Origin of the sequence: Micrococcus terreus (genome assembly GCF_900116905.1) — a bacterium.
GTDB lineage: Bacteria > Actinomycetota > Actinomycetes > Actinomycetales > Micrococcaceae > Citricoccus > Citricoccus terreus.
The window spans coordinates 263,070-277,230 of the sequence record NZ_FPCG01000001.1 but is presented as its reverse complement, the minus strand read 5'-3'; the positions used below and the strand labels follow the sequence as shown (position 1 = coordinate 277,230).

The 14,161-nt window shown below is 69.3% G+C and carries 9 protein-coding genes; 4 read left to right on the top strand and 5 right to left on the bottom strand.

What is annotated here, in order from left to right; genetic code table 11:
* Positions 1-4: 4 nt before the first annotated feature.
* From BM355_RS01285 to BM355_RS01275, 3 genes are read right to left on the bottom strand one after another with little or no spacing between them, the layout of a single operon-like run.
* Positions 5-2,017, bottom strand: coding sequence for a glycerol-3-phosphate dehydrogenase/oxidase (locus tag BM355_RS01285; RefSeq protein WP_091693084.1), 2,013 nt, complete (start codon positions 2,015-2,017; stop codon positions 5-7).
* 25 nt (positions 2,018-2,042) lie between these two features.
* A complete protein-coding gene (locus tag BM355_RS01280) occupies positions 2,043-3,188 on the bottom strand; it encodes a GuaB3 family IMP dehydrogenase-related protein (RefSeq protein ID WP_091693080.1) in 1,146 nt (381 codons plus the stop codon).
* Between the two features lie 9 nt (positions 3,189-3,197).
* Entirely contained in the window at positions 3,198-5,324 is a 2,127-nt protein-coding gene (locus BM355_RS01275; RefSeq protein WP_177227788.1) for an acyltransferase family protein, read from the bottom strand.
* 272 nt (positions 5,325-5,596) lie between these two features.
* Between BM355_RS01275 and BM355_RS01270 the strand changes: the two genes are divergently transcribed.
* Entirely contained in the window at positions 5,597-6,307 is a 711-nt protein-coding gene (locus BM355_RS01270; protein ID WP_091693073.1) for a hypothetical protein, read from the top strand.
* Positions 6,308-6,415: 108 nt separating this feature from the next.
* Here the strand turns inward: BM355_RS01270 and guaB are convergent, their stop codons facing one another.
* Positions 6,416-7,960 (bottom strand): IMP dehydrogenase, encoded by a 1,545-nt coding sequence (guaB, locus tag BM355_RS01265; protein ID WP_091693070.1) that lies wholly within the window; start codon positions 7,958-7,960, stop codon positions 6,416-6,418.
* A 280-nt stretch (positions 7,961-8,240) separates the two neighbouring features.
* Here guaB and BM355_RS01260 point away from each other — a divergent pair, with 280 nt between their 5' ends.
* The 3 genes from BM355_RS01260 (at position 8,241) to BM355_RS01250 (ending at position 12,326) form a co-directional block, all read left to right on the top strand.
* Entirely contained in the window at positions 8,241-9,689 is a 1,449-nt protein-coding gene (locus tag BM355_RS01260) for a dicarboxylate/amino acid:cation symporter (protein WP_091693067.1), read from the top strand.
* A gap of 310 nt (positions 9,690-9,999) precedes the next feature.
* Positions 10,000-11,970, top strand: a complete 1,971-nt coding sequence (locus tag BM355_RS01255) for a BCCT family transporter (protein ID WP_091693065.1) — start codon at positions 10,000-10,002, stop codon at positions 11,968-11,970.
* 47 nt (positions 11,971-12,017) lie between these two features.
* Positions 12,018-12,326: a DUF1990 family protein gene (locus tag BM355_RS01250; protein WP_091693063.1), complete on the top strand. Its 309-nt coding sequence runs from the start codon at positions 12,018-12,020 to the stop codon at positions 12,324-12,326.
* 215 nt (positions 12,327-12,541) lie between these two features.
* Here the strand turns inward: BM355_RS01250 and groL are convergent, their stop codons facing one another.
* Positions 12,542-14,137, bottom strand: coding sequence for a chaperonin GroEL (gene groL / locus BM355_RS01245; protein ID WP_091693061.1), 1,596 nt, complete (start codon positions 14,135-14,137; stop codon positions 12,542-12,544).
* Between the last annotated feature and the right edge of the window lie 24 nt (positions 14,138-14,161).

Here is a 14,161-nt window from a genome sequence, read left to right as displayed (position 1 = left end):
CAGCCTACGTGGTTTCTCTACGGGGCGTAGAACTGGCCTCGGTGGGCAGTCCGCCTCGCTGCACGTCCCGCACGGAGGTCTCGGCGGCCTCGACGAGCAGTCGGTGGGCCTGGGCATCGGTGACGGCGTCCAGGGTGCGGCGCTGGGCCTGGGAGTACCGCTGGAACCGACGCACCTCAGCGGCTTCGCGTTCGTCGTCCCATCCCAGCAGAGGCGCCATCAGGCGGGCGACGTGCGGGGCGGCGGCCTCACCGGAGTCGTCGGCCTCGAACACCGCGCGGATCCGACGGGCCAGCACGTCCTGCACGGTCCGAGCACCCTCCCGGGACACGGCATGGACCACTTCGGCTCCCAGGTGACCGTCCAGCCCCGGCAGTCCAGCACGCAGAGCATCATCCGCCGCGGCCAGCGCCATCACCTCGGGTGCCTCGGAGCCGTACCGATGCAGCAGCGCGTCCACCGTGTCCAGACCCAGTCCGTGCTCGGCGGCCAGCACACGGCGCCGATGGCGTGTGGGGGTCCATCCCTGGGCGCCGTGCAGCGGCAGCTCTGCCGTGCAGGACTCGGGGATCCCGGACTCCGCACCGGACTGCTCCTGACCGGTGAGCACGCCCATGCCAGGGGCCGTCCGATGCCCCACCGCACCGTCCACCGCATCAGCGGCCATCACCCGGTAGGTGGTGAGCTTGCCGCCGGCCACCACCGTCAGCCCCGGCAGCGGATGGACGACCACGTGCTCACGGGAGACCTTGGCGGTGGCGGTGGCAGGCTGTTCGCCGCGGTCCTCGGCATCTCCGGACTCGCTCTCCCCCTCTCCCTCGTCCTCCGTCGTCGGTGCCGCCGCCGCGGACGGCGCGTGGCCGTCGTCGGGACGGTCCTTCTGAGTGGACTGGGAAGGAGTGACCAGAGGACGCAGGCCGGCGTACACGCCCACGATGTCCTCGCGACGCAGGGGCTCGCGCAGCACGGTGTTGACGCGTTCGAGCAGGTAGTCGATGTCTTCGGAGGTGGCCGCCGGGCGGTCCGGCCCGTACTGCCACGGCGTGTCCGTGGTGCCCACGATCCAGTGCCGGCCCCACGGGATGACGAAGAGCACCGATTTCTCCGTGCGCAGGATCAGACCGGCCTCCGAGGCGAACCGCTCGCGGCGGACCACCACGTGGATGCCCTTGGCGGCGGTGACATGCGGCATGCCCTCGGTCAGCGGGGCGTCATCTCCGTGGGGCCCGCGCAGCGGGATCCTGCCGGTCCACGCCCCGGTGGCGTTGATGACCTGCCGCGCGTGGACGGTGATCAGCTCCCCCGTCTCACGGTCCCTGACCTCCACTCCGGTCACACCGTCCCGGCCGCCCGCGCCGGTGCCCAGGTACGCGGTCACCTCTGCCCGCGAGGCGCACCAGGCTCCGTGGGAGGCGGCGGTGCGGACCAGTTCGATCACCAGGCGGGCGTCGTCCACCTGGGCGTCGAAATAGCGGACGGCGCCGAGGAAGGCGTCCGGCTTCAGGCCCGGCGCGATCCTGGCCACGGCTCCGCGGCCCAGGTGCTTGTGCAGGGGCAGATGTCCGGTGCGGCCCACGGCCAGGGAGTCGTACAGCGCGACGCCGGCCCCCACGTAAGGACGCTCCCACGCCTTGGTGAGCGGGTACAGGAAGGGGACGGCGCCGACCAGGTGCGGGGCGATGACCTCGATGAGTCGGCCACGCTCCTGCAGGGCCTCGTGGACCAGGGGGAAGTCCAGCATCTCCAGGTAGCGCAGGCCGCCGTGGACCAGCTTGGAGGACCGTGAGGAGGTGCCCCAGCCGTAGTCGGTGGCCTCCACCAGCGCAGTGGAGAGCCCCCGTGTGGTGGCGTCCAGGGCCGCTCCGGCCCCGACCACTCCTCCACCGATCACCAGCACGTCCAGGGGATGCTCCTGGGTGGTGGCGCGCAGCCGCTCCAGGGCGCGGCGGCGGGAGGCCGGGCTCAGCGACCCCGGCGCCTCGAGGTGATGCGTGGTGCTGGGGTGAGGCTGGCTCATGGGGCGGTGCTGCTCCGGTTCGGGGTCAGGCTCGGTGGGACCGTGAGTCAGGGGCCACCAGGACCTCGACCTTCTGGAAGTCCTTGACGTCGGTGTAGCCGGTGGTGGCCATGGCCCGCTTCAGTGCACCCATCAGGTTGGAAGCGCCGTTGGTGTGGTGGCCAGGGCCCCACATGACCTCCTGCATGCTGCCGACGGTGCCCACGTAGGTGCGGTCGCCGCGGGGCATCTCCGGGTGTGCTGCCTCGCCACCCCAGTGCCAGCCCCTGCCCGGGGCCTCTTCCGCGCGGGCCAGGGCAGCGCCGAGCATGACGGCGTCGGCACCCATGGCCAGGGCCTTGATGATGTCCCCCGAGGTGCCCAGGCCGCCGTCGGCGATCACGTGCACATAGCGTCCGCCGGACTCGTCCATGTAGTCCCGCCGGGCCTCGGCGATGTCCGAGATGGCCGTGGCCATGGGGACGCGGATGCCCAGGGCTCGGCGCGTGGTGGAGGAGGCGCCGCCGCCGAAGCCGACCAGAACGCCGGCTGCACCGGTGCGCATCAGGTGCAGCGCCGGAGTGTAGCCAGCCGCGCCGCCCACGATCACCGGGACATCGAGCTCGTAGATGAACTTCTTCAGGTCCAGGGGCTCCTGGGTCTCCGAGACGTGCTCGGCGGAGACAGTGGTGCCGCGGATGACGAACATGTCCACGCCAGCGGCCAGCACGGTCTTGTAGAACTGCTGGGTGTGCTGCGGGGTCAGGGCACCGGCCACCACCACACCGGCCTCCCGGATCTGGGCCAGGCGCTCGGTGATCAGCTCGGCCTGCACCGGTGCGGAGTAGATCTCCTGCAGTCGCCGGGTGTTCTCCGGGGAGTAGTTCGCCGACTCCAGATGAGCGATCTCCTCCAGCAGGGGTGAGGGATCCTCATACCGGGTCCAGAGGCCCTCGAGGTTCAGCACGCCCATGCCGCCCATCCGGCCCAGCGCGATGGCCGTGTCCGGGCTCATCACCGAGTCCATGGGCGCCCCGATCACGGGGGCGTCGAAGGTGAAGGCGTCGATCTGCCAGGACAGGGACACGTCTTCCGGGTCACGGGTGCGCCGGGTGGGGACCACGGCGATGTCGTCCAAGGCGTACGCCTGCCGTGCCCGCTTGCCGCGGCCGATCTCGATCTGCATGCTCACCTGTCCAGCCTAGTCCAGCGCTGCGGAGGTCTGGCTCTCCAACGCACCTGTCAGCAGCTCGCCCATGGCCGGGGCGATGTGCTCGGCGTACTCCACGGTGATGTGGGTCCGGTCGATCTTCACCGGAACCCCGTCCACCACCGCCGGACAGCGGCCCAGGGCGCAGAACAGGGGCGTGGTGTCCGCCAGGGCCGCCCCGGTGGCCTCCGCGGCCGCCTGTTCGGCCTGAGTGGTGGCCTGACGCAGATCGGTGATGGTGCCCAGGCAGTCCAGGGGGACTCCCCCGCGGACATGGCAGCTGGCCGGGGTCTTGTCCGCCGGCGGCCCGGTGATCACCACGGCCTCGGAATGGTCCTCGATCACGGCCAGGTACTCCTGCAGCCCCTCCTGCCACATCTGGGGTGTGACAGGTGTGCCGTCCTCATCCTCGGTGGCGATCACGCTGTTGGAGATCAGCACGATGTCCGGCTGCTCCGCCCGGATGTCCTCCAGCACGCTCTCCCGGTGGTCCACGCAGCGCTGGCGGGCCTGGGCCGTGGGGAACTCGCGGGTGATCGGGATGAACGAGCAGCCCGGGTTCACGCGCAGTTCCAGCCGCCAGTCCAGCTGCTCCAGGTTCCCCCGCACCGAGGGGACGAACGCGCGGCCGATCGAGTCGCCCACCAGCATGACACTCGTCTGGGCGTCCTCAGGTCCCAGGCGGCAGTGGCTGCGCTCCAGCTTCCCGTCTGAGCAGGCGCGCACGGTCTCGTCCATCCGGGTGTGGTCCCCGATCGCCGCCTCGAGGTCCGCCTCGGCGTCCCCCCAGGAGGTCAGACGCAGGGCCTGCTCCACCTCACCGTGCACCGCCGCGACGGCCGGCATGCCCGGGGGCACCGGGGCCTGTGCCCCCTCCTCGGAGCCGGCACGCAGCTCACGTTCCAGGACGGCTGCCTGCTGCTCCTGATGGGCCTGGGCCTGCTGGCGCTCGGCGGACACCGTGAGGGAGGTGAGGAGGGCCGCCACCAGGACCAGGGCCACGCTGGAGGTGGCGCCGAGCCGTTCGGCACGGCCGGCCCGGCGGGGCGCCCGGCCGTGCCGGGGTCCGCTGAGCCAGCCGCTACGGCGGATCGGGTCCTCCCACACGTGGTAGGCCGCCATGGACAGGGCCGCCATCAGCAGGATCTGCACCAGGCGTTCGGCCACGGTGTCCGCCACGAACAGGGACGCGGTGAGGATGATGACGGGCATGTGCCACAGGTAGAGACTGAACGAGATGTCACCGATGTAGCCGGCCACCCGGTTGGTCAGCAGACCGATGTGCCGTTGGCCGCCGTTCTCACCGGCGGCGATCACCAGCGCGCAGGAGAGCACCGGCAGCAGGGCCACCGGTGCCGGGAAGGACGAGGTCTCCGCGACCAGGAACAGGGACAGGACCATCCCCGCGATGCCGATCCAGGCCATCAGCGGGCGGGCCTGCTCCCGGACCCGGGCGATCAGCGGGGCCGCCAGGGCCAGCAGCGCGCCGATGCCCAGTTCCCACGCCCGGGAGAGCGTGGAGAAGTACGCCACCGTGGGGGCGCTGACGGTCTCCTGGAGAGCCCAGAGGAAGGAGAGCACGCTCAGTGCGCCGATCACCAGGGACGCCACCAGGCGCGGACTCACCTGCGGACGACGACGAGCCACCACCACCAGGGCCAGCAGCATGACCCAGGGCCAGACGAAGTAGAACTGCTCCTCCACGCCCAGGGACCAGTAGTGCTGGAGCGGAGAGACCGGGCCGTCCGCGGCGAAGTAGTCCGTCCCCTCGGCCGCGAACCGCCAGTTGCCCACGAAGAACAGGGCCCAGACGCCGTCCCAGAAGGTCGACCACGCGCGTGCGGCCGGGAAGAGCACGAACCCGGCGGCCACCGTGACCACCAGGGCCAGCGTGGAGGCCGGGAGGATGCGCTTGATCCGGCGCCGGTAGAACTGCACGAAGCTGATCCGCCCCGTGCGCTCCCACTCCTTCATCAGGTGCCCGGTGATGAGATATCCGGAGATCACGAAGAAGATGTCCACGCCCACGAACCCGCCGACCGGCCAGCCGACCATGTGGTTGACGATCACCGCGATCACCGCGAAGGCCCGCAGCCCCTGGATGTCGGCGCGGAACACGCGCGCAGGCTGCTGGGCAGCCGGCGCGGACACGGGGCGCGCCGGTGCCGTCATTCCCGATGACATGGTCCCCCTGATGGTCTCGACGGGTGGTGGAGGCGGCCGTGGGCGCCACTGGGTGATCCTACCGCCGAGACTCTCATCGTCGTCTCATCCTGGGCTCATCGCCCTCTTACCTGGGAGGAGTTGTATGGACCACGAAGGGACAGCCCTTCACCACAGCCTCATCACACGCCCACCGATCCTCAGCGGGCACCAGACCAGGAGACATCATGACGAAGAAGACCCCCCTCGCCCGCACGCTGGCCGGCCTCGGTGCCTCTGCACTGATGGCCTCCACCCTCGCCGTCGGGTTCGGCGTCTCGGCCCAGCCCGCCGCGGCGGACCGAGCCTGCTCCGGCACGCTGTCCAAGACCGTGGTCAATGACGACCTCTACGTCCCGGCCGGCAAGAGCTGCACGCTGAACTATGTGACCGTCAAGGGGGACGTGAAGGTGGCCCGCGGCGCCACCCTGCAGACCGCCGGCGGACGGGTGACCGGCAACATCCAGGCCGAGCGCCAGCGGCTGATCCGGATGACCGCCACCACGGTGGGCGGAGACCTGCAGGTGAAGTACGGCGGCACCGTGACCACGGCCCGCGTGACCCTGGGCGGGGATGCCCAGTTCACCGAGATGTCCGGCACCGCGTCCATGTCCTGGGGCCGGATCGGCGGGAACTACCAGGCCGAGAAGTCTCCGGCCAAGCGCGTGCTGATCCGCGCGGCGCGGGTGGACGGTGACATCCAGGTCAAGGAGTACGGCATCGCCGCCGTGGGCCGCAACACCGTGGGCGGCAACGTCCAGATCGAGAAGAACCGCAGCTCCCTGTACGTGGAGGGCAACCGGATCGACGGCGCCCTGCAGTGCAAGGAGAACCGCTACGTTCCCAAGGGCGGCAACAACATCGCCTCCTCCAAGGAAGGCCAGTGCCGCCGCCTCTGACCCCGAGCCGCCTCTGACCTCACCCGGAGGCCTACAGCAGAGCGCTCGGCCAGGACTGTCCTGGCCGAGTGCTCTGCTGTGCTGCGGGGTCCGTGCCCTTGGGCGCGGTCAGCGGCTCCGGTAGTTCGGAGCCTCCACGGTCATCATGATGTCGTGCGGGTGGGACTCCTTCAGCCCGGCCGGGGTGATGCGCACGAAACGGCCGTTCTGCTTGAGGTCCGCGATGGTCGGCGCTCCCGTGTAGAACATGGTCTGGCGCAGCCCGCCCACCAGCTGGTGCACCACCGAGGCCACCGGACCGCGGTAGGGCACCTGGCCCTCGATCCCCTCCGGGATCAGCTTGTCCTCGCTGGGCACATCGGCCTGGAAGTAGCGGTCCTTGGAGAAGGAGCGCTGTCCGTTGCGGGTCTGCATGGCGCCCAGGGAGCCCATGCCGCGGTAGGCCTTGAACTGCTTGCCCTGGTAGAAGACCAGATCACCCGGGGACTCGGCGGTGCCGGCCAGCAGGGAGCCGAGCATCACGGAGTCGGCACCGGCCACCAGCGCCTTGCCGATGTCGCCGGAGTGCTGCAGGCCGCCGTCGGCGATCAGCGGGATGCCGGCCGGAATGGTGGCCTTGGCCGACTCGTAGATCGCGGTGATCTGCGGAACACCCACACCGGCCACCACTCGGGTGGTGCAGATCGAACCCGGTCCCACGCCCACCTTCACGGCGTCGGCACCGGCGTCCACGATCGCCTTGGCACCGGCATAGGTGGCTGCCTGGCCGCCGATCACATCCACGTGCTTGGCCAGCTTCTCCTTCTTCAGCCGGGCGATCATGTCCAGCACGCCGTGCGTGTGCCCGTTGGCGGTGTCCACCACCAGCACGTCCACGCCGGCCTCGACCAGCTGCATGGCCCGCTCCCAGCCGTCGCCGAAGAAGCCCACCGCACCGCCCACGCGCAGGCGACCCTCCTCGTCCTTGGCCGCCTCAGGGTACTTCTCCGCCTTGTCGAAGTCCTTGACCGTGATCAGGCCCTTGAGCCGGTTCTTGCGGTCCACCAGGGGCAGCTTCTCGATCCGGTGCTTCGAGAACAGCTCCACCGTCTCCTCACGGGAGATCCCCTCGCGTCCGGTGATCAACGGCATGGGGGTCATGGCCGAGTGCACGGTGCGGGTGGCCCACTCCTCGTGCGGGATGAAGCGGGTGTCGCGGTTGGTGATGATGCCCAGCAGGGTCATCTGCTCGTCCACCACGGGCAGTCCGGAGACCCGGTAGGTGGCGCACAGCTCGTCCAGCTCGGCCAGGGTGGCGTCCGGGCTGATGGTCACCGGGTCGGAGATCATGCCGGACTCGGAGCGCTTGACCCGGTCCACCTCCGCCGCCTGGTCCTCGATCGAGAGGTTGCGGTGGATGATGCCCATGCCGCCCTGACGGGCCAGGGCGATCGCCAGCGGGGCCTCCGTCACGGTGTCCATGGCCGCCGAGACCACGGGGATGTTCAGCCGGATCCGGCGGGTGAACTGGGTGGCGGTGTCCGCGTCGGCGGGGATCACGTCCGTGGCGTTGGGCAGCAGCAGGACATCGTCATAGGTCAGGCCGGTGAAGCCGAAGGGATCATGGGAGGTGGCCACAGGCTCGGTGGAGGGGCCGTTGTTCGGAGCGCTCACAGGCGGAGACCTTTCAGTGCGTCACAGTGCACCGCAGTGCGACATCAGTGCATCGGGGGTGCAGACAGTCTACGTCCGGGCCCTCTCCCCCACGACGACCCACATCACATGCCCCACGTCACAGCCGCGTCACACTGCGAAACCTGATTCCGCCGTCGTGGTATTGCACTTCTACAGTCTCCGGGTGACTTCTACCAACCGCACCTCAGGTGCCTCCCCGGCTCCCTCCAGCCCGACGACGGCCCCCTCCTCCCGCTCCGAGCGGCGCCTCCCAGCGTGGATGACGAACTTCGGCGTGCAGATCCTGATCGCCCTGGTGCTCGGCGTGATCCTGGGCCTGGTGGCCCGGAACACCGGGCACACCTCGGAGACCCCGAACGGCCTGGGCACCACGCTGCAGATCATCGGCTCCTCCTACGTCTCCCTGCTGCGCGCCGCGGTGATCCCGCTGGTGTTCTTCGCGGTGGTGGCCTCGATCGCGAACCTGGCGCAGGTGACCAACGCTGCCCGTCTGGCGTGGAAGACCCTGCTGTGGTTCGCCATCACCTCGCTGATCGCCGTGCTGATCGGCATCGGACTGGGCGCGGTGTTCCAGCCCGGCGTGGGCACCGGACAGGAGGCCCCGGGCGCCTATGAGGGCCGCACCGGCGACTGGCTGGCGTTCATCCAGGGCCTGGTCCCCTCCAACTTCCTGGGCCTGTCCGCCTCCACCACCCTGGAGGACGGCTCGGCCTCCACCTCGGTCTCGTTCAACGTGCTGCAGGTCCTGGTCATCTCGATCGCCATCGGCGTCGCCGCTCTGAAGGTGGGCGCCAAGGCCGAGCCGTTCCTGAGCTTCTCCCGCTCGGCCCTGGAGGTCATCCAGAAGGTGCTGTGGTGGATCATCCGGATCGCCCCGATCGGCACCGTGGGTCTGCTGGGCAACGCCGTGGCCTCCTACGGCTGGACCACCATGGGTTCGCTGGCCAAGTTCGTGGTGGCCATCTACGTGGGCCTGGCCCTGGTGTTCCTGGTGGTCTACCCGCTGCTGGCCCGCCTGCACGGCCTGTCCGTCCGCAAGTTCTTCTCCGGCATCTGGCCGGCGTTCCAGCTCGGCTTCGTCTCCCGCTCGTCGATCGGCACCCTGCCGGTCACCCAGCGTGTGACCGAGTACAGCTTCGGTGTGCCCCGCGGCTACGCGGCCTTCGCCGTCCCGCTGGGCGCCACCACCAAGATGGACGGCTGCGCGGCGATCTACCCGGCCATCGCGGCGATGTTCGTGGCCCAGTTCTTCGGGATCGACCTCTCGATCGGCGACTACCTGCTGATCATCATGGTCTCGGTGCTGGGCTCGGCCGCCACCGCGGGCACCACCGGCGCCACCGTGATGCTCACCCTGACCCTGTCCACCCTGGGTCTGCCCCTGGAGGGCGTGGGCCTGCTGCTGGCCGTGGACCCGATCGTGGACATGGGCCGCACCGCCGTGAACGTGGCCGGCCAGGCACTGGTCCCCACACTGGTGTCCAAGCAGGAGGGCATCCTGGACGTGGACCGGTACCACGCCGAGCGCACCGAGGACCTGATGGCGATCTCCCCGGAGGAGATGGACGAGCGGCTGGGCACCGTGGAGTCCTCCACCCCGGACCAGGCCTACGACGACGCCTCCCGCACCGCCGCGGACACGGTCGCTTCGGCCACGGGTCCGGACGCCGACGCCGACCGCGAGTCGGTGGACTCCACCCGGCGCTGACCCCGAGGCCGGCTCGTCCGGCCGACTCGGCGCAGTCGCCCTGCGCATCGACCCCCTTCTCGGGACACTCTCCCGCTCTCCGGAGCAGTGAGCTGTCCCGGGAAGGGGGTCGTCGCATCTGCGGGCGCTCCACCCCTCGCCGGGAGGCCGGTCACCCTTCGTGTGACAGCCGGGATCTCTCGTCCCTGTTCGTGTGACCGCATCAGTCCCGCACGCCCGTGGATCTGTCACACGAACGGTGTCGAAGCCGCCGCAGCTCCCGCCCGGTTCAAGTGGCGCATCCTCGCAGGTCGGGTCATAGTGGGTGAGCATGAGCACCCCACCGCCGTCCTCATCAGAGTCCACCTCGCCCGGATCAGGATCCACCCGCGCTCAGGGCCAGACCCGGCTGCGCAGGTTCATCCGCGAGGTCAACTACCCGCATGACATCCACCCCGCACTGGTTCCGGGCGTCTCCATCGAGGACCAGAAGGTCAGGTACCGCATCGACGTGCCGATCGTGGCCGTCGTCGGGCTGCTGATCATCGGCTTCGTGATCTGGGGTGTCACCCAGCCGGACACCGTGCTCGAGGTCTCCTCAGCAGCGCTGACCTGGGTGATGACCAACCTCGGGTGGATCTTCACGTCCATGGCGGCGGGGCTGATCGTGCTGCTGCTGATCCTGGCGTTCTCGCGCTACGGGCGGATCCCGCTGGGACTGGACGATGAGAAGCCGGAGTACTCCACCGCTTCGTGGGCGGCCATGCTGTTCGCGGCGGGGATCGGCATCGGCATCATCTTCTTCGGCCCGTTCGAGCCGCTCACCTACTATCTCTCCCCGCGGCCGGGTGCGTATGAGCCGGCGTCCATGGAGGCGATCACGGGCGCGATGGCCCAGGCCGCCATGCACTGGGGCTTCAACGCGTGGGCGTTCTACGCGATCGTCGGGCTGGCGGTGGCGTACGTGTCCTACCGCCGCGGCCGGGTGCCGCTGATGAGCTCGATCCTGGCACCACTGTTCGGCGGCAAGTCCACCTCGCTGGGCGCGCGCACCATCGACGGCCTGGCCATCATCGCCACCCTGTTCGGCACGGCCTCTTCGCTGGGGATCGGCGCGCTGCAGATCGGACGCGGCGTGGAGATCGTCTCAGGCTGGACGCCCACGGGCAACACCGTGGCGATCGTGATCATCGTGGTGCTGACCATCGGCACCATCATCTCGGCGGTGTCCGGGGTGGCCAAGGGCATCCGCAAGCTCTCCAACATCAACATGGTGCTCTCGGTGGGCCTGGCCGTGTTCTTCTTCGTGGTCGGCCCCACGGCGTTCCTGATGAACGTGGTGCCGGGCGTGATCATGGACTACGTCAGCTCCATGCCGGAGATGCTCAGCGCCAACATGGCCCAGGGCGAGGAGATGCAGGCATTCCTCTCCTCCTGGACGACCTTCTACTGGGCCTGGTGGGTGAGCTGGGCGCCGTTCGTAGGCGTGTTCGTGGCCAAGATCTCGCGCGGGCGCACCATCAAGCAGTTCGTGCTCGGCGTGCTGTTCATCCCCTCGACCATCATCATCCTGGCCTTCACCATGCTCGGCGGCACCGCCATCTGGCTGCAGCAGCAGACCGGCCAGCTCGCCCCGGACGGCACGGCGAACTCCCTGCCGGCCCCGGCCGAGATCTTCTACGCGGTGCTGGACCTGCTGCCCGGCGCGAACATCATCGCCCCGCTGGTGATCGGGATCCTGGCCATCTTCTTCATCACCACCGCCGACTCCGCCTCACTGGTCAACTCCCAGCTCTCCCAGGGCGGCAACCCGAACCCCAACCGTCTGGTCACCGCGTTCTGGGCGATCTGCATGGCCGGTATCGCCGTGGTGATGCTGCTGACCGGCGGTGACTCCTCCCTGCAGGGCCTGCAGAACCTGATCACGGTGACGGCACTGCCGTTCGCGGTGATCATCCTGCTGATGTGCATCGCCCTGGTGAAGGAGCTGCGCAACGACCCCCTGGCCATCCGCGACCAGTACGAGAAGTGGGCGCTGGAGAAGGCGGTGAAGCGTGGCGTGGCCCAGGAGGGCGACAACTTCGCCCTGGCGATCGTCCCCACGCACGAGAACAGCGAGTTCGCCACGGGTGCGGACTTCGACTCCACCGCGGAGGAGGTCACCGAGTGGTACACCCGCACGGACGAGGACGGCAACCCGGTGGAGTATGACTACGCCACGGGTGAGTACGTGGGCGAGGGACACACCGGCCTTCCCGACGACGGCCCCTCCCCCGAGCCTGACGCCTCGCCCCGGGCCTGAGGCCGGGTTTCTCGTTGAACCAGAAGCAGCGGTGACCATCAGCCACGATGGCCACCACTGCTTCTGGCTCGCCATGGGGGCAACCCGAGCGTGCGGGAGTTGGGCCGGGGCGAGGATGGCTGGAGCTGCACCCGGACGGCACCGTGGAGCTGTCCATCACGGCGTTCTCCCGTCCGGCCACCTGGTGGTCCCGGCTCGGCTCTCCCGTAGCGCGGCTGGCCCAGCGTCGGATCACTGAGAAGTACCTCAGCGCCCTGGCCCGATCCGGACTGAGTCGCACCATTCGTCGGATCTACAGTCTCTGTGGCATCACCTGTCGCTCCCGAGCCGTCTGTACGCCAATTCGTGCAACCTAGTTCCAATGCTCGACGACTCCTGCAACCCATTCCCGGCCACGCCGTCGTCAGCCAGAAGCAGTGGCGACCTTCAGCTCTGATGCTCACCACTGTTTCTGGATCAACATCAGGACAGTCCCAACAGGACGAAGGCCCCGGTCCCCTGCACAGTCGCAGGGGCCGGGGCCTTCGGACGGTCTCAGCTCAGCTCAGCCGAGCTCAACCGATCAGTCCCGTCAGTCCTCGTCCTCGTCGTCCTTCTTGTCTGCCACCAGGGTCTCGGTGGTCAGGACCAGGGCGGCGATCGAGGCGGCGTTGGCCAGCGCGGAGCGGGTGACCTTGACGGGGTCGATCACGCCGTCGGCGAGCAGGTCACCGTACACGCCGGTCTTGGCGTTGAAGCCGTGGTTGGCCTCCATGCCCTTGACCTTCTCGGCCACCACGTAGCCGTCCTCGCCGGCGTTCTGGGCGATCCAGCGCAGCGGCTGGACCAGGGCCTTGCGGACCACGCCCACGGCTGCTGCGGCATCGCCCTGGAGGGCCTGCACGTCGGAGTCCTCGTCCAGCACGGACAGGGCGTTGATCAGCGCGGTGCCACCACCGGCCACGATGCCCTCCTCCAGTGCGGCACGCGTGGAGGAGACGGCGTCCTCGATGCGGTGCTTGCGCTCCTTGAGCTCCACCTCGGTGGCGGCGCCGACCTTGATGACGCCCACACCGCCGGCCAGCTTGGCCAGGCGCTCCTGCAGCTTCTCGCGGTCCCACTCGGAGTCGGTGGCCTCGGACTCGGCCTTGATCTGGGAGACGCGGGCGGCGACCTCGTCGGCCGAGCCGGCGCCCTCCACGATCGTGGTGGAGTCCTTGGTGATGGTCACGCGGCGTGCGGTGCCCAGGACCTCCAGGCCCACCTGGTCCAGCTTCATGCCCAGGTCCGGGGAGACCACCTGTGCACCGGTGAGCACGGCGATGTCCTGCATCATGGCCTTGCGGCGGTCGCCGAAGCCCGGTGCCTTCACGGCCACGGCGGACAGGGTGCCGCGGATCTTGTTGACCACCAGGGTGGACAGCGCCTCGCCCTCCACGTCCTCAGCGATGATGAACAGCGGCTTGGACTCCTGCAGGACCTTCTCCAGCAGCGGCAGGAACTCCTGCACGGAGGAGATCTTGCCGGAGTTCAGCAGGATGTAGGGGTTCTCCAGCACAGCCTCCTGACGCTCGGCGTCGGTGACCATGTACGGGGAGAGGTAGCCCTTGTCGAACTGCATGCCCTCGGTGACCTCCAGCTCGGTGCTGGTGGTGGAGGACTCCTCGATGGTGATCACGCCGTCGGTGCCCACGGTGTCGAAGGCGCGGGCGAGCAGCTCTCCGACCTCGTCGGACTGGGCGGAGATGGCGGCCACGTGGGCGACCTGCTGGCCCTCGACGTCGCGGGCGTTCTCGCCCAGGCGGCGCTCAACGGCGGCCACGGCCACCTCGATGCCCTTCTTGACCTCGCTGGGGGCTGCACCGGCGGCCACCAGGCGCATGCCCTCGTTGACCAGGGCCTGGGCCAGCACGGTGGCGGTGGTGGTGCCGTCGCCGGCCACGTCGTTGGTCTTGGTGGCCACTTCCTTGGCCAGCTGAGCGCCCATGTTCTCGTACGGATCGTCCAGCTCGATGTCACGGGCGATGGTCACACCGTCGTTGGTGATGGTGGGTGCGCCCCAGGCCTTGTCCAGGACCACGTTGCGGCCCTTGGGGCCCAGGGTGACCTTGACGGTGTCCGCCAGCTTGTCGATGCCGGCCTGCAGGGCCCGGCGTGCGTCGTCGTTGAATGCCAACTGCTTGGCCATAGTCTCGACGCTCCTCTCGGTGAG

Coding starts and splice junctions, on each gene's coding strand:
- BM355_RS01285 (WP_091693084.1), bottom strand. CDS start 2,017: ATGAGCCAGCCTCACCCCAGCACCACGCATCACCTCGAGGCGCCGGGG.
- BM355_RS01270 (WP_091693073.1), top strand. CDS start 5,597: ATGACGAAGAAGACCCCCCTCGCCCGCACGCTGGCCGGCCTCGGTGCC.
- BM355_RS01260 (WP_091693067.1), top strand. CDS start 8,241: ATGACGAACTTCGGCGTGCAGATCCTGATCGCCCTGGTGCTCGGCGTG.
- BM355_RS01255 (WP_091693065.1), top strand. CDS start 10,000: ATGAGCACCCCACCGCCGTCCTCATCAGAGTCCACCTCGCCCGGATCA.
- BM355_RS01250 (WP_091693063.1), top strand. CDS start 12,018: ATGGCCACCACTGCTTCTGGCTCGCCATGGGGGCAACCCGAGCGTGCG.
- groL (WP_091693061.1), bottom strand. CDS start 14,137: ATGGCCAAGCAGTTGGCATTCAACGACGACGCACGCCGGGCCCTGCAG.